12 protein-coding genes are annotated in these 15,309 nt (G+C 55.2%); 11 read left to right on the top strand and 1 reads right to left on the bottom strand.

Translation table 11 applies throughout. The features are described from left to right. Positions 1-162: 162 nt before the first annotated feature. Positions 163-2,187, top strand: coding sequence for a penicillin-binding transpeptidase domain-containing protein (locus ET33_RS08210; RefSeq protein ID WP_051775185.1), 2,025 nt, complete (start codon positions 163-165; stop codon positions 2,185-2,187). Between the two features lie 165 nt (positions 2,188-2,352). Continuing rightward, a complete protein-coding gene (locus tag ET33_RS08205; RefSeq protein WP_036679876.1) occupies positions 2,353-3,294 on the top strand; it encodes a serine/threonine protein kinase in 942 nt (313 codons plus the stop codon). Between the two features lie 509 nt (positions 3,295-3,803). Here ET33_RS08205 and ET33_RS08200 read toward each other — a convergent pair. After that, entirely contained in the window at positions 3,804-5,825 is a 2,022-nt protein-coding gene (locus ET33_RS08200; protein WP_036679143.1) for a VWA domain-containing protein, read from the bottom strand. Positions 5,826-6,241: 416 nt separating this feature from the next. On the opposite strand from ET33_RS08200, the gene ET33_RS08195 reads away from it, so the two are divergent. From ET33_RS08195 to ET33_RS08155, 9 genes are all read left to right on the top strand, one after another. Beyond that, the gene (locus ET33_RS08195) at positions 6,242-8,413 is read left to right on the top strand and encodes a zinc-binding metallopeptidase family protein (RefSeq protein ID WP_036679873.1); all 2,172 of its coding nucleotides are present in this window, start codon (positions 6,242-6,244) and stop codon (positions 8,411-8,413) included. A gap of 122 nt (positions 8,414-8,535) precedes the next feature. Further along, on the top strand, positions 8,536-8,961 hold the full coding sequence (locus tag ET33_RS08190; protein ID WP_010497257.1) for a hypothetical protein: 426 nt from the start codon (positions 8,536-8,538) through the stop codon (positions 8,959-8,961). Between the two features lie 89 nt (positions 8,962-9,050). Next, a complete protein-coding gene (locus tag ET33_RS08185) occupies positions 9,051-9,494 on the top strand; it encodes a DnaJ domain-containing protein (RefSeq protein ID WP_036679137.1) in 444 nt (147 codons plus the stop codon). Between the two features lie 27 nt (positions 9,495-9,521). Continuing rightward, positions 9,522-10,073: an FHA domain-containing protein gene (locus ET33_RS08180; protein ID WP_036679133.1), complete on the top strand. Its 552-nt coding sequence runs from the start codon at positions 9,522-9,524 to the stop codon at positions 10,071-10,073. Positions 10,074-10,124: 51 nt separating this feature from the next. Continuing rightward, positions 10,125-10,655 (top strand): FHA domain-containing protein, encoded by a 531-nt coding sequence (locus ET33_RS08175; RefSeq protein ID WP_036679129.1) that lies wholly within the window; start codon positions 10,125-10,127, stop codon positions 10,653-10,655. Continuing rightward, complete coding sequence (locus tag ET33_RS08170) at positions 10,655-11,506, top strand: PP2C family protein-serine/threonine phosphatase (protein WP_036679126.1); 852 nt, start codon at positions 10,655-10,657, stop codon at positions 11,504-11,506. The genes ET33_RS08175 and ET33_RS08170 overlap by 1 nt, the downstream gene beginning before the upstream one ends. A gap of 6 nt (positions 11,507-11,512) precedes the next feature. Then, positions 11,513-13,228: a PP2C family protein-serine/threonine phosphatase gene (locus ET33_RS08165; protein WP_036679123.1), complete on the top strand. Its 1,716-nt coding sequence runs from the start codon at positions 11,513-11,515 to the stop codon at positions 13,226-13,228. Positions 13,229-13,234: 6 nt separating this feature from the next. Beyond that, the gene (locus ET33_RS08160) at positions 13,235-14,512 is read left to right on the top strand and encodes a hypothetical protein (protein ID WP_036679118.1); all 1,278 of its coding nucleotides are present in this window, start codon (positions 13,235-13,237) and stop codon (positions 14,510-14,512) included. Continuing rightward, positions 14,503-15,201, top strand: coding sequence for a hypothetical protein (locus ET33_RS08155; RefSeq protein ID WP_036679116.1), 699 nt, complete (start codon positions 14,503-14,505; stop codon positions 15,199-15,201). Before ET33_RS08160 ends, ET33_RS08155 begins: the two co-directional genes overlap by 10 nt. Positions 15,202-15,309 lie beyond the last annotated feature (108 nt).

Below are 15,309 nucleotides of genomic sequence, written 5' to 3'. Positions count from 1 at the left end.
TGGAATAAGACGATTATACCACCGCGCCAAAAGCTGTATCCACCATTTCCGGCGGGTCCCGGTCAGCGTTTCGTAAGGGAAATATCAGGAAGCTATCCGTTCTCCTTCCGCCTGCGTTTGGCTACAATAGAAACGAGTGGATAGAGAGAGGGAGTGCTGAGATTGACCCATCGAACAGTTGCGAGGGGCGTCATATGGGGCGTCCTATTTGTCGCGCTGCTGCTGATGCTCGCGGCCTGCAAGCCGGAGATGAAGCCGCCGGAAGAGGTGATGGATTCGTTCGTCGCCGCTTGGCAGAAAAGAGATTACGCGGCTATGTATCCTAGTTTGACGAACCATGTTAAAGAATCCGTCACGCAAGACGCGTTTGTCAGCCGACACCAAAACATTTATGAAGGAATCGGACTAACGGAGCTGAATATAACGGCGGCGCCGACGGAGAAAGACCCGAATGCGAAGACCGATCAAATTCGGTACAAGCTGCATGTGGAAATGAAGACGTCGGCGGGACCGATCGAGTTCGACCAGACGGCGACGCTTCGCAAGGAAGAGCGCGCCTGGGGAGTGGACTGGTCTTCGTCGTTTCTGTTTCCGAAGCTCAAGGACACGGACAAGGTGCGCGTGCAGACGCTTCTGGCGAAGCGGGGAGAAATTCTCGACCGGCAAGGCCATGGGCTGGCCATCAACGAAGATCAATGGGAGGTCGGCCTCGTGCCCCAAAAAATGGAGCAGCCGTCCGACGAGTCCGTGAGCAAGCTGGCGGCACTGCTGAACCTGAAGCCGGAGGATATCCAGGCGAAGCTCGGCGCTTCGTGGGTGAAGCCGGAGCTGTTTGTCCCCATAGCGCTAGTCCCCAAAGACGACCCGCGGGAAACCGAGCTGTTTATGGTACAAGGAACGGCTTACCGGACGAAGCAGGTACGTTCGTACCCGCTCGGCGCGGCGGCGGCTCATTTGACGGGCTATGTCGGCAAGCTGAACGAACAGGAGCTGAAGAAGCATAAGGATAAAGGCTACCGGCCGGACGATTGGATCGGCAAAACCGGGCTTGAGCTGACGCTGGAGGACCGGCTGCGCGGCTGGGACGGTCAGCGCATTTACATTACGGATGCGGAGGGCCGCGACAAGGTGACGCTTGCCAAGCGCGATGCGGTAGACGGCGAAGACGTGAAGCTGACGATCGATTCCAGCATGCAGCGGGCGATGTACCGGGAGCTGGAGAATGATGCGGCAGCGGGTGTGGCGATGCAGCCGCTGACCGGCGAGCTGCTTGCGCTGGTCAGCACCCCGTCCTACGATCCGAATCTTTGGATCTCGGGCATTTCGACCGAGCAGTGGAAGAAATGGACGGAGAACCCGGACAAGCCGCTGTTCAACCGATACGCCAGCGCTTATGCGCCCGGGTCGGCGTTCAAGCCGATCACGGCGGCCATCGCTTTGGAGCAGGGGATGCTCGATCCGAATGAAGAGAAGACCATTACCGGGAAGCAGTGGAAAAAGGACTCGTCGTGGGGGAACTACTACGTTACGAGGGTGTCCGAGGCGGCGAGCGCGGTGAATTTGACGAAGGCGCTGATGTATTCGGACAACATCTATTTTGCTCAGGTCGCGCTAGGTTTGGGAGCGGAGCGCTTCGAGAAGGCCGCCGGCAAGTTCGGATTCGGCGAGAAGCTGCCGCTGCCGCTGGCGGTGGACGTCTCGTCGCTGTCGAACGCAGGCATTAAGAAGGAAGTTCTGTTGGCCGACTCCGGCTACGGTCAAGGGGAGGTCGTCATGTCGCCCCTGCATGTGGCGGATGCTTATACGGTTTTCGTCAACGGCGGCAATATGATTAAGCCGGTGCTCGAATACGACGGCCGGACGACCGGCGAAGTGTGGAAAAGCGGACTGATCCGCCCCGAGGTGAGCCGCATGCTGACGGAGCAGATGAAGGAGGTTATCCAGAATCCCGCAGGCACCGGCCGCGCAGCGAGAATCGACGGGCTGACGCTGGCGGGCAAGACCGGTACGGCCGAACTGAAGCAAAAGAAGGGAGAGTCCGGGCAGGAGAACGGCTGGTTCGTCGCTTACGATACCGACAAGCCGAAGCTGCTCGTCGCTTTAATGTTGGAGAAGGTGGAGTCGAGGGGCGGAAGTCATCACCTTGCCGGGACAATCAAGGCATTATTTCGGGGTTTCGCGAAGTAAGCAGCCAGTGCTGCCGCCTGCGGAGCCTTCGCGTGCGTTCGATCGCAGACGCAGAAAATCCAATGGTTCCCAATTTTGATTCTTGTGATAAGATGGGGAAGGGGCTTGCGGGCCCGCGCCTCAACGGAATCAAGGCGAATGTTCGAAACGAAGGAGCAATTTTGGATGACCCCAGACCTCGATGATGTGTGTCTTCAGCGGCATACGCTGCTAAAAGGCGGCACCTACCGGATTGAAGATCGGCTGGCTTCGAGCGAGCTGTCCATCGTTTACATCGGAAGCCCGGCGGAAGGAGAAGAAAGGCTTGCGATCAAGGAATTTTATCCCGGGAGCCTAGCTTTAAGAGATATGGACGGGAAAACGGTCATATGCCGCCGTCCTTCGAGCCGCCGGAAGTTTGAAGGGCTGAACGATGCTTTCCGGAGGGAAGCTTCGATTCTAAGCCGGCTCCGGCATAGGCATATCGTCGAATATATCGACCATTTCGAAGAAAACGGGACGAGCTATCTGGTGACCCGTTATTGCTCGGGCAAGTCGCTCGTGAACTTTATCCGGGAGGAGAAGCCTTCGGCGGCGCATTTGATCCGAAACGTGCTGCTGCCGTTTCTGGATACGGTGGACGTCGTACACCGGCAAGGCCTCATTCACCGGGATTTGAAGCCGGGGAATATGATGATTTCGGAAGAAGGCCGGCCGGTGCTGCTGGATTTTGGTTCGGCCGTATCGCTCGCCGAGCCGGACGTCCGTCCGATTTTTACAACGGCGGGCTTCTCCCCGCTAGAGCTGTATTCGGAAAAGGCCCGGCAAGGGAAAAAGGCCGATTTATACAGCGCCGCCGCCGTTTTATATTACAGCTTCACCGGGCTCGTGCCGGCGGACGTTTCCGAGCGGCTGATCGAGGACCGCATGGAAAGCGCGAGAAGCGCGAACCCGGAGGTCGGCCTGCTGCTGTCGGGGATGATCCGATGGGGGCTTGCCGTTCAGCCGCGCAGAAGATGCCCGTCGCTGAAGCTGCTTAAGGCAGCTTTGCACTTGGAATATATGCGTCTGAAAGCCGGGATGCGGCGGAACCGCTTGGAGCCGCCTTCGGCCGTTTCCGAAAAATAGCGGAACTGCGGGGGCACTATTCGGTTCATTTGTCCGCTGTACCTCCGCTTAGAGGAACTGTGATGCGTTATCGATGCTCAACAAGCGTTGCGGAATATTTTTCGACACGATTAAGGTGTCCCGAGTTCCGCTATGTTCCTGGGGAAAGCGCAATAATTCCGGATAGCGCATCGTAGTTCCTCTAAGGCGTGTAAGCCGTGCAATCGTGTCACCGTGGCTTCTAAAGCGACTCAAACGGTATTCAAAATCGTTCCCGGAACATAACGGCAGTTCTGGCCGAATGATCCGGAAAAGTAACGGGAGCTTCCGCCCGAATGTCGAGGGGCACGAGTAATGGCGGGCAGCTTCCGTCCCGAATGTTGAGGGGCACGAGGAGGCAGACAGCTTCCGTCCCAAATGCGCCCCGAAGGGAGAAAAGCGGCCCGACGCGTTCTCCCCAACCCCATCGAGCATCCACTCCGAATTCCCTAGGCTTCTCCCGCGATGGAACGGCAAAAACCCAACCCCCGTTACAGGGCATTGGGTTTTACTTCTTTATACCGCAGCTCGATTTCCGTCAAATGGTCCTCGAACGTGATATAAATTTTCTCGTTGTAGCTGATCGATTCCTTTTTGTTGCGGGGGATCGGCGTCCTGCCTTTTTCAATCGTGCAGCGCGTGTTGTGCCGCAGCAGGATCGTGCCGTTCTTCCCGGCTTCGATGATGACGTGCTCCGCCTCCGGCAGCGGCTCGTTGACGTCGAGGCTGGCGAACAGCTCGCGAAGGCTGATCTGCCGTTTCTCGAACGAAGCGAGAGGCCAGTACTTCACCGGAATGTCGCTGCCGCTCGCCGTATTGAGGAAGTACCCTTCCAGCCTTCCGGCAAAGCGGGGCTTCGGACGAAGCAGCCAATAAACGGCCCAAGCGGCCAGGAGCACGGCGAGCACGATGCCGGCGATGATCAAATAACGCTGCACAACGGAGTGCACGCTGATGACGAGGTCTGAGGTGACGGAAGCTCCTTCGTCGTCCGTTACCGTCATCGTCAGGACCGCCTTGCCGGCATGCATGGAAGAGACGGTTAACGTATCGCCGTCCACCGCGAAGTCGGCCAGCTTGGCGTTGCTGTTGGAGGCGATCGTATAGCTCAGCTTGTCTTGATTTACATCGCGAAAATAGTTCTTAAGATCTATTTTGGCGTCCCCGTCTTCCTTCGTCAGCTCGATGGCCCCGCTGCCGATCGCTTCGGGCGCCGTGTTCGCGATATCCAACTCGCTGACCGCCGTCTCCCGGTAAAAATCCGGACTGCTCAGAAACACGCGGGCTTGATACTTGCCGGAATGAGGGAAAATCGTCTGCGTTTCGAAGCCGTTTCCGTTCAGCTTCATCGGCGTCCGTTCTTCTTTATTCGTTTTCAGATCCTTCACGATCAGTTCGGCTTTCATCGATTGATACACGTCAGCGTCGGCCAGCTTGGTTCCGTCCGCTTGATGCAGCAGGAAGGCGGAAACGGTCGACGGCACGCCCTTGACCGGCTGGGCAAGCTCCATTCCCGCCTTGAGGCCGTAGTTGCCGAGCAGGCTGATTTTCACGAAATCCCCGGGCCGTGCTTTGAATTTCAGCAGAAAGGCGCCTTTTTGCGGCTGGGGAATTTTGAGCAGCGAATATTTGTCCGATTTCACGAACCGGATGTTTTTCGAATTGTAATACAGGTGTGTTTCGGCGATCGGATGCTCCGACAACAGCACGATATTGGCTTCGTTCATGCTGCCGTTCGGAATGTTGACCGTCACTTCCTGCAGCTCCCCGGTGGCCGTGACGGCCGCGACGGGGACGAGCACGGAGCGGATTTGCTTGGCGAAAATATTGTTGAAAATTTCCGGCAGATCGCCTGCGCTCTCCGTAATAAACGACGTGCCACCCGTTTTGGCGGCGATTGCTTCAAGCTGCGGCGCGTTGACCGAGCCGTCATGATTAAGCCCGACGGTGTAGATCGGGTAGCCTTTCGCCTGCGCTTCCGCGATTATACGCTCCACGTCTTTGTTCGAATCCTCGACTGATCTTCCCGTAAAAATAGGTCCAAAGTCCGTGCCGCCATCCGACAGCAGAATCATAAACGGACGACCGCCGCCTTTGCCGCTCCCGACAAGCTCCGACCCTTTGCTCAGCCCGAGACCAAGATCCGTATAGCCGGAAAAACGCAGCTCCGCGATTTTCTTTTTGAGCAGATTTTTCTGCTCCTCCTGGGTTAGCGGGGCGAGCGGCTGCGCTTCGACAATTTTATGGTTGTAGGCGACGAACCCGACTTGGGTGCGGGATGCCTCGCTCATGTCCATAAACATTTTGATGACTTCCGCAGCGATCCGGTCCCGGTCCGTCGCGTTCATCGAATAACTGACGTCCATCACGAACACCGCGTCGAATCCCGGATTCGTATCGCCTTCGGCCAACGCCGATCCGAGAGGAACGAACAGCAGCGCCAGTACGACAGCAATCGCCAAAATTCGCAGTCCGACCGGGACGCGCCTTCTTGTATGCATTTCCCCAAACATAAAAAAATCACCCTTCATTTGTAAAATGTGTGAAAGTACACCAAAACTGCTCTAAACTATCGGCAGGACTTTGCCGAAAAATTAGTACAGCGGGAAATAGTAAAAAAATACAGTTTTGTTAAGTTAGACACATTTTTGAAGGGGAGATGATGAAAAAGGGAATGAAAGGATGGGTTTATATGGTTAATTCAGCATATAACAGAAGGTCCAAAAAATAAATGTGTTTGCTCAAAAATGGGAAAATAGTACTTAATTCACTAGGATAAAAAGACTATAAATATCCATAGTTGACAAAATAAAACATCAGACTCTATGATTAGACCTGTGTTTTCGGCCTTCATCCAAAAATGCTCGGAAAGGAGTAGGCTATAAGAATCATGCGCCGGTTCCGGCAAGTTTTTATAGCCGACAGCTCAATGGACATCATCAATCAAACGAACCGCACCATGCTCTTCGAAGAGATCAACCCGGAAAAGCTCGATCTCGTCACGATCGTCGGGGACGTCAGAGGCATCGACAGCTTGAGCGACGACAAGATCAAGGAGATTAACCAGCATCTGCTCGTTCGCAGCTTCGACGAGTTTTTGGACAAGTTTTCGCCGACCGTGTACTCGTTTTTCAACGCGGCCAACCAGAAGGTTATGTATACCCTCAAGAAGCCGGAAGGGATTGCCGAGGACAGCATTTCGGAGATCAAGATCGACCAAAGCAACGATTTTCTGAAAATGCTGTTCACGCTCATCGACACGAAGCGCAGCCAAGGCATTCCTAACGTGGACTTCAAGTTCGAGAACCTGCTCGACATGATTTCTCCGAAAAAAGTAATGGACGACATCCGCCAAGTGCGCAAGGAAATCCATTATTTGTACGGGCAATACGACAAGCTGGACGACGGCGATCCGAAAAAGCTGGACCTCGGGGACAAGCTGAACATCATGTTCGAGGACGCCAGCAAAAACTATAACAACGTCATGGCCATGCTTCCGCTGGCGATCGAAGACATCAAGACCCGCCTTCTTCTTGGAGGAGCGCAGGAGGAGAACGAATCCGAAGCGATCCAGATCGGGATGCTGATGATCGGCGATTCCGGCGAGCTGAAAATTATCGAATCGCCGAAATCGGACACGATGCAGCTCATGATCGCGGACGACAGCAGCGCGAACGGCTTGATCAACGTATTCGAGGACGATTACGAGTCCGTGTCGGATACACCATCCGCCTACGTCAAAGACCTGGTCGTGCGGACGTTCTGCCCGCTACCTGCGGTTCAGAGCGAGATCGATACCGAGAAGGAAGTGCAGAACTACAACACGTATCTGGAGTTCTACAAGAATGCCAAGGATGAGTTCGTGAAGACCGTCAAGCCTTTGGTGGAAAAATTGTTGGGCATCAAAATGTTCTTCGATCAATACTCCACCAAAAACAAAGGGATGCAGCCTTCGATGCTGATCACGAACACCAAGCTGGACATGATCGTGAAAAGCAGCAACATTCCGAGGCTGGAAACGTACCTGAACACGGTCAACTCGAAGAACGATTTCACCGACACGATCTGGTTCGGCATTGTTCCTTCGGTGCAGCTCGATTCCTCCGGCGCTTCGAAGGTGAGCCGGGAGCGGTTCAGAGGCAACGAAAAGGTCGCCAAGCAGGACGGCAACACGATGGAATCGCTCACGATGCTGCTGCAGGTGATCAAAGACTTCAAGGTACAGGTGTTCTTCAGCTTCGAGACCGGCGAAGAAACGACGTTCAACAGCATGGCTACCGCCGGCATCGACAAGTATATCGATAAATGCGGCTTGCTGGTCCGCAAAGAATTCAGCGAATTCGCGGTACCGTCGGTTCCGAACTTCACAATTATTCCGAAGGACAAGTCCGGTGTCGTCATCGACAGCAAAATGCTGCAAACCGAAGACGGCGGCGTCAAGCTATCGCAGGAGAAGGAAGACATTCTGAAGCTCTGGATCGAAGGCGTCTACATCGGCGCAGCCTATGTGGCGGCGGGGATCGTGGCGGCTTACCAGTGCCCGGAATATTTGCGCGAATCGTTCAAGACGGTGAGCCGGGAATTCCCGGGCGTGCGCTTCGATATCGAGGCCGGGGAGAACGGTCTGCGTGCCATCACGACGATGGCGAAGGAAATTTCCGGCTTCACGAACAACATCAAGGATTCGATCAACCGGAAAAACTTCGGCTTCGTGTTCTCTTCCGAGAACGCGCAGCTGCAGGGCAAAGACATCAAGCGCATTACCGTCTACAAGGCGAGAAGCCTTGCGTCGACCGACGACGGCTTCGATTCGATCTACAAGACGCTGGTCAGCACGTACATCGAACGCATCCTGCGTTTCCAAACCGGCGATTTCAAACATGACAACATCGTTAAATTTTTCAGCAACAATCCGAGCAGCCAAAAGAGCAAATGGCTCGGCACGCGGGGGTACGTCAACTCGATCATCCAGGACGGGGACGACATGAGCTACATTATCGACGATAAGAGCAACATGTGCCATATCGACCTGGTCTTCAACGGCAACGTGAAGAACCTCGAGGTGATGATCACGAAAGGAACCACCCCGGTTAAAGGGTAACGATGCTGAACAAACTTATGCGGTTGTTAAAGGAGAGCTTTCGCAAGCTCACCTTTCAACATAAATCCCGTCAGCGCCATACGCTGTCGGGGACCATACTTACCTTAAGGGAGGATTTATCTATGGGCTTCAGACTGAAAGTAGAAGGCGCAGAAACAATCGAATTGGGCATGGACAACATTCAATCGGTGATTTACGACACGGATACGCCGAACGACTCCAACGCGAGATCGACCGACGTAGGCGCGTTCCTGAAAATCTCCGGCAAAATCATCACCGCAACGGACGGCGACAGCGCCGACGACACGATGAAGCTTGCTCTGTGGTCGCTCGTACCGGCTGAGAAATCGGACTGCTACCGCAAAGTGACGCTGGAAGTGATCGCTGCCAGCCAAGTGGTGCGCAAAATCTACTTCCCGAACGCGTTCGTCGTGGATTACCAAGAGCGCTTCGGCGACACGGAAGGCGTAGGCACGTTCACGCTCTTCATCAAGCAAAAGAAAGACAAAACGGAATTCGCTACGATCGAAGGCGGATACGCGAACTAATCGGCTTGACCGGTTATTGCAAGCAACAGGAGTTAAGGGGCCGTTCCGCCCCTTAACTTTCTCCATTTCCGGCGGTAAGGATGAATCCGATGAACAATTACTATGAGATTCTGGAGGTCGAACGCAGCGCCTCCCCCGAAGAAATCAAGAAAGCCTACAAGCGGCTCGCCAAGCTTCATCATCCCGACACCAACGGTGGAAGCAAGCAGGCGGAGCTGAAGTTCAAGCAAGTGACCGAAGCGTATCAGACCTTGTCCGACGCGTCGGCGAGGCAAGCCTACGACGAACGTCTGGACCGCAAGAAGGAAGGAAAAGCCGGTTCGTCATCCGGCGCCGGCACCAAGACGAAGGAGCGGCGCGCCGAGAGCGGCCAGCCCCAGTTTGATCTGAAAGATATGGAAAAGCAATTCGAGCGTTTTTTCGGCTATCATCCCAAAGGTGGAGAAGCCGGGATCAAGAACAAGAGCGAGACGAAAAATCCGGTCGATACGACGGCCATGTTCGAGAAATATTTTGGCATTCGAAAAAAATAAGCACATCCTGTTCCAACGGGGGAACCAATGTTGAGCGAAAAAAAATCCGTATGGGTAACCGTAGTCAACGTGCTGATCGCGCTGGTCTCGGCTTTTACCCTGGTTTATACGTATATATGGAACACCAACGTCGCCCTGAGGCTGTTCGTCGCCGTCTTTTTCATCATCGGTTTGACGGGAATGGCTTGGCGAAAGTACGGGCGGACGACTGCGTCGGCGCCCGAAGCCAAGAAAGAAGCGGCGATTACGAAGCTGGCGCTGCTCGGCGATGACGGCGAGCGTATCAAGGAATGGTACATCCACGGGGAGACGTCGCTCTTGATCGGGAGAAGCTCTTCCGATCTGGAGGTGCAGATCGATTTGTCGGGTACCGAGTATGCCGCCCTGGTCAGCAAGCAGCACGCGGTGCTGAATTACGCTTCCGGCAACTGGTACATCGAAGACCTCGACTCCAGTAACGGCGTCGGCATCAAGAAACGCGGCGAAAGCAGCAAGCGGCTGCTGAACGGCGACGAGCCCGAGCAAGTGCATTCGGGCGATACGATCTACATTGCCAATACGAGGCTGTTGGTCAAGTAAGGCATTTCGGCTTTGAGCTTTGAGAAGAAGCAGACGGGGGAATGGATATCAATGAGTTTGACAAGATGCGCCAACGGACACATGTTCAGTACGAGAAAGCACGGCAGCGTATGCCCCTATTGCAGCATGGTCGTGGAGCCGGCTTCCAAAGCCGAGAGCAAGAAAGCGACAAGAGTCCAGGAGGACGAAAAGACGATGCCTTATTTGGGGGAGTCCGAAGGCATCGAGCCGGTGACCGGGTGGCTTGTCTGTATCGAAGGACCGCAGCAAGGACAAGATTACCGGATCATGGCGGAGAAAAATTTCATCGGCCGGGCCGAGGATATGCACATCCGGATCATCGGGGACAACACCATCTCCCGCCGGAATCACGCAGTCGTCGTGTACGACCCGAAGAAGCGGAACTTTTTCCTGCTGCCGGGCGATGCGTCGGGGCTCGCTTACCATAACAACGAAGCGGTGTATACGCCGGTCGAATTGACCGCGTACGATGTCGTGCAGCTCGGACACAGCAAGTTTCTGTTCATTCCGTTATGCGGAGTGCATTTCGAGTGGGATCAAGATCAATCGGGTAAGGAATGATGAGCATGCCGGAACAACACGAATGGCTGCCTTACGTTATCGTCTGGGCCTGTGTCTGCACCCTTGTGGTTTTGTTCCGCATCAGGAGAGGTCTGCTTCATCAGAACAACGCCGTTCCGAAGGTCGAGATCGGAAACGGACAGACGATCGGGGCGCGCGAGGAGCAGGACGACTATTTCTCCACCTTCGTCAGCCCGCACGGGACGATCGCCGTTCTGGCCGACGGCATCAGCGGACTGTCGGGAGGCAGGGCGGCAAGTACGGCTGCCGTGACGACGTTCGTCAAGCAGTTTCTCAAGCTGGAGCATATTCAGGAGCTTCCCGAGTTTTTCACGACTGCGGCTGTAGTGAGCAATGCGGAAATCATGCATACCCTGAAAGGGGCGCAGGGAGGAACGACGCTGGTCGCCGTTGTGGTGGAAGACGGCAACCTTCACTGGGGAGCGGTGGGGGACAGCCTCATCAAAATTTTCCGGAACGGGGACTTCATTGACGTCAATCAGAAGCACATTCTGGAATCGGTGCTGGAGGAACGCTTTGTATCCGGGGAGATTACGCGGGACGAAGCGCTGGACAGTCCGATGAAGAACCATCTGGTCAACTACTTGGGCTACGAAGGCTTCAAAAATATCGAGATCGGCACGGAGCCCGTACGGCTGCAAAAGAGGGACAAAGTCATCCTGTGCAGCGACGGCGTGTACAATACGCTCACGGAAGTGGAGCTGGAGGACATTTTGTCCAAGCCGATTTCGGCCTACGACGCCGCCCAGGAAATCATCGAAGCGATCGAGCGGAAGCAGCTCACGCACCAGGACAACGCGACCGTCGTGATTTTGGAAAAAGGCTGGTAGAACCCGATGCGTAAGGAAAACAGCGATTTCAAAACGAGCTTTCTATCCGAGGCGGGAACGTTTATCCGCAACAAGGATTATTTTGCGTTTACGGAGCAGGACGGTAAAGCTTGCTATGTGATTGCCCGGGGACTCGATTCCGATACGGAGAAGGAAAGCGCCGAGCTGGCCGTCAAAAGCGTCCTTGGCAGTTTTCTCGATCGCCCGACGCTATCCCGGCGCAAGCTGAAACGGTATTTGTGGGAAGCGCACGAACTGCTGCAGATCGAAAGCCGCCGGGTCCGGCGTAAGGTCAGTCTGACACTGGTCGCTACGGACTATACCCGGATGGTGTGGGCGGTGGCCGGGAACACCCGGCTGTATCAATTTCGCAATGGAAGACTGCATACGAAAAGCAAGGATCAGAGCTTGTCGCGGTCGATGGCCGAGGCGGGAGAGTTGTCGGAGGATCGGCTGGACAAGCACGAGGAACGGCACAATCTGCTATGGTATATGGGGAAGCCGGGCGCTTTCGAGCCGTTCGTTTCCAAGAAGACGCTGCTGTCCGAAGGCGATGTCCTGCTGCTCTGTACGCCGGGGGTATGGGAGAACGTAGACGGCGCGGAGATGCTTGATTCGCTGGAAGAGGTCAAGGAGCCGGCCGAGCTTGTCGATACGCTGGAGGATGTGCTGCTCAGCCGGCAGAATAAGCAAGTGCCGAATTATACGGCTGCGGCCGTTTATGTCAACAAAGTATTCAAGGAAGACCCGAAGAAGAAATGGAAAATCATAAAAAGGATCGCACTGGTGCTGATTCCTCTCCTGCTGCTGGGAGGAGGAGCCTATTATTATACATACAAAACCGCCAAGGCCAAAGTGGAGGCGGCGGCCGCCATCTTCGAGCGCGAAAAAAGCGGCGACGAGGCGGTGCAGGAGAAGGATTATCCGGGCGCGGTCAAGGAGTACAGCGAAGCGCGCAATGCGGCGATCAAGGTAAGCGACGTCGTCCATATGCGGCTCATCGGCAAAAAGCAGAAGACGGCGCAGCTCATCATGGACGGTGACGGCTCCTTCAAAGACGGAAATTATGTCAAGGCGCTCGACAGCTACGAGAAGGCACAGAAGGAAGCGAAGCAGCAAAGCGTATACGATGAGAAGGATATCGAGAGCAAAATTGCCAAAGCCCGCACCTACCAGCAAATTACGGAGCTGATGAAGCAGGGGGATCAGAAGCTGCAAGCGCAGGATTACGAAGGCGCCAAGGAAACCTACGCGAAAGCGAAAAAGGAAGCGCAGCAGGCCGATTTTGCAAGCGGGGAAAAGGAGCTGTCGTCGAAGCTGGAAGCGGCGGACGCGAAGATTGCCGGCGTCTTTAAAGAGAAGAAGCAGCTGGACGCCGACAAGCTGGAGAAGAAGGGCGACCAGAGCTATACGGCGCAGGCTTACGAGCAGGCCGTAACCTCCTACGCAATGGCGCAGGAGATCTATCAGGAAATCAACATGCTGGAGAAGGTGCTCGGCGTCGAGCGGAAAATTACGAAGGCCCAGGAGAAGCTGAACCCGCCTCCGCAGCCGCCCCAACCGGCCGGAGCCGACGGAGCTGCGGGAGGCGGAGGACGCGCTCCGGCAGCTCAAGGCGCAGGCGAAGCGGGTGCGGCAAACCAAGGGGCTGCCGGTCAAGGTGGAGCCAAAGCGGCGGCAAGCGGCGGTCAGGCCGAGAAGACTGAGGGAGGAGGCAAGTGAGTTCCCATGAAAGACATCTTGCTGGACAGGCTGAGCCGAATGGAGGATCTCGAACAGCGCAAGCTCTTGAAGCAGATTGTGACGGGCGTCTTTTTGAACCTGGTGGAGTATCAGGAGGACTTGAACCGCAAGCTGGAGGAGCGCGTGTTTAACGAGGTGGAGGACCAGGAGGACCGGGACGACATCTACGTGACCTTGTGTGCCCGGGAAGAGATCGATCCGATTCATGAGTTTCTGTACCCGATGCTTGCCGCCGACACCGAGCCGAAAACGTGCGACCTGCGAAGCGTGACGGAGCAAATGCAGCGCGGAGAAGAGGCGCTGCTGATGACGCTGTTTTTGCAGTGCGATTACTCCAAGCTGAAGGAGCTGCTTCGGGGCAAGCGCACGTTCCGGGGAGAAATCGTTACTACAGGAGGCACCCGGTCCATACAGGTGCGTTTGCGGCAAAACCAGACGTATATCCGCGAGCTGGAAAAGCTCTATTTTATTTTCCAAAAAAACAACGTGCCGTGGAAGACGGTAAATCATCCGTATGCGGGCAAGTTTTTCGACGTGCTGTGGACCGGCGGGGAGCAGCCTTCGGGTCCGGAGGAGGAGCTGCTTGAAATCCGGATATTCCTTGAGGAATTCGAAGCGTACAAAAAGCTGGACATGGTGCCGATGTGGAACATCGAGTGCTTGGAGCTCAAAAACGTAGGCTTTCCGGTACCGGCCGCCGACCGGATTAATTTCGAGCATGTGCTTTCCTTGCGCAAAACGGGGACGCAGCACGGCTATTTGGTCGATGGGGATGAAGCGCTGATCCGGTATATTAAGCGGATGCCGGAGGAGCTGACCATCGTGTCCCCGCAGGACAAATCCGGGAACTGGAACGTGCTGAAAATTACGCAGCCGACACCGACGAAGCTCGGTCGGCTGGCTTACGAGCTCGTTTCGAACAAGCGGAAAAGCAGCTTCACCGGCCGTTTCTCCCGCAAGCATCCGGTCGTCGTCCGGGCAAAGGGCGAGATAGCGCGGATCGCGGGCTCCTTCGAGGCCTCGGACGATCTCGAACTGGTGCAGGTCGAGATTATGGACGAGGCGGACGGGAAGGAAGTCACCTACGGGATGAACCCGTTCATCAGCGACAACGTGAGGGTGGAGAACGACAAAAAACGGATGCGGCTCCGCTTTAGAGCCCGCCGGAGCGGGAGCTTTATTTTGCAGGATTTGATGAGCTTCGTCGTTTCGGAGATCCAAATGTATTTTCCAGAATACGTCTGCGAAGGGGAATGGGCTTGAATTACGTATGGGATCTGGTCATTCGGGCTGCGGACGCGGGCACGCCGAAGGACGACCTTTATTTTGCCCCCGCCAAAGTGTACTCGCCTTATATGGAGCTGAGCACCGAAACGCTGAATGCCCGCACCGTCGAAGAGCGTACGGTCGAAGTGAATCCGTATTACCGGTTTTACGATATTTTCCGCGATCTGTTCGATATTAACAATCAAGAGGATACGGAATTCCGGCGCACGCTGTTCGATCTTGCGATGCATTTCTTGACCGATATCGACCTCATGCAGGGCATGAACAAGCGGGAATTTTATATCCGTTTCGTGCTCCGGGATATGGAAGCGGGGCTGTTCGGCGATGGCGTCCGGGACCGGCTGAAGCTGCTGAACCGGGAGGAGCGGGAAGTCGTGGCCTGCAATCTGCTGCGGCTGTACGAGACGGGGGAAGCGGTGTATCTGCTGAAGGATACGATGCGCAAATTGTTCAAGCACTCGACGATTTACGCCAACTGCGAGGAAAAGGACGAACTGTTGTTCTATGTGGGACAGCGGGAGAATGAGATCACACGGGCGAAGCTGGAACTGATCAAGGACCTGTTTCTGCCCGTGCGTTTTCATACAGAGACGTATTGGGAGAATCATTTCGGCATTGTGGACGTTGAGGACACGATGCGCGTGGATCATATCGCGATGTATTAATTTTAAAGTTAGGTGAATACGAGCGGAGTGAGCGGAATCGTTCCGGAGAAGCGTTAGCGTTCGCCTTTGTCCCCGGATTCTCCCTGCTAAATGGGTTATTGAATCCAA

Source organism: Paenibacillus tyrphae (assembly GCF_000722545.1).
Taxonomy (GTDB): domain Bacteria; phylum Bacillota; class Bacilli; order Paenibacillales; family NBRC-103111; genus Paenibacillus_G; species Paenibacillus_G tyrfis.
This window is presented reverse-complemented; position numbering and strand designations above follow the sequence as displayed.

Bases quoted from the DNA above. Each gene is read 5' to 3' on its own strand.
- ET33_RS08205 (WP_036679876.1), top strand. From the start codon at position 2,353: ATGACCCCAGACCTCGATGATGTGTGTCTTCAGCGGCATACGCTGCTA.
- ET33_RS08165 (WP_036679123.1), top strand. From the start codon at position 11,513: ATGCGTAAGGAAAACAGCGATTTCAAAACGAGCTTTCTATCCGAGGCG.
- ET33_RS08160 (WP_036679118.1), top strand. From the start codon at position 13,235: ATGAAAGACATCTTGCTGGACAGGCTGAGCCGAATGGAGGATCTCGAA.
- ET33_RS08170 (WP_036679126.1), top strand. From the start codon at position 10,655: ATGAGCATGCCGGAACAACACGAATGGCTGCCTTACGTTATCGTCTGG.
- ET33_RS08190 (WP_010497257.1), top strand. From the start codon at position 8,536: ATGGGCTTCAGACTGAAAGTAGAAGGCGCAGAAACAATCGAATTGGGC.
- ET33_RS08195 (WP_036679873.1), top strand. From the start codon at position 6,242: ATGGACATCATCAATCAAACGAACCGCACCATGCTCTTCGAAGAGATC.
- ET33_RS08175 (WP_036679129.1), top strand. From the start codon at position 10,125: ATGAGTTTGACAAGATGCGCCAACGGACACATGTTCAGTACGAGAAAG.
- ET33_RS08185 (WP_036679137.1), top strand. From the start codon at position 9,051: ATGAACAATTACTATGAGATTCTGGAGGTCGAACGCAGCGCCTCCCCC.
- ET33_RS08155 (WP_036679116.1), top strand. From the start codon at position 14,503: ATGGGCTTGAATTACGTATGGGATCTGGTCATTCGGGCTGCGGACGCG.
- ET33_RS08180 (WP_036679133.1), top strand. From the start codon at position 9,522: ATGTTGAGCGAAAAAAAATCCGTATGGGTAACCGTAGTCAACGTGCTG.
- ET33_RS08200 (WP_036679143.1), bottom strand. From the start codon at position 5,825: ATGTTTGGGGAAATGCATACAAGAAGGCGCGTCCCGGTCGGACTGCGA.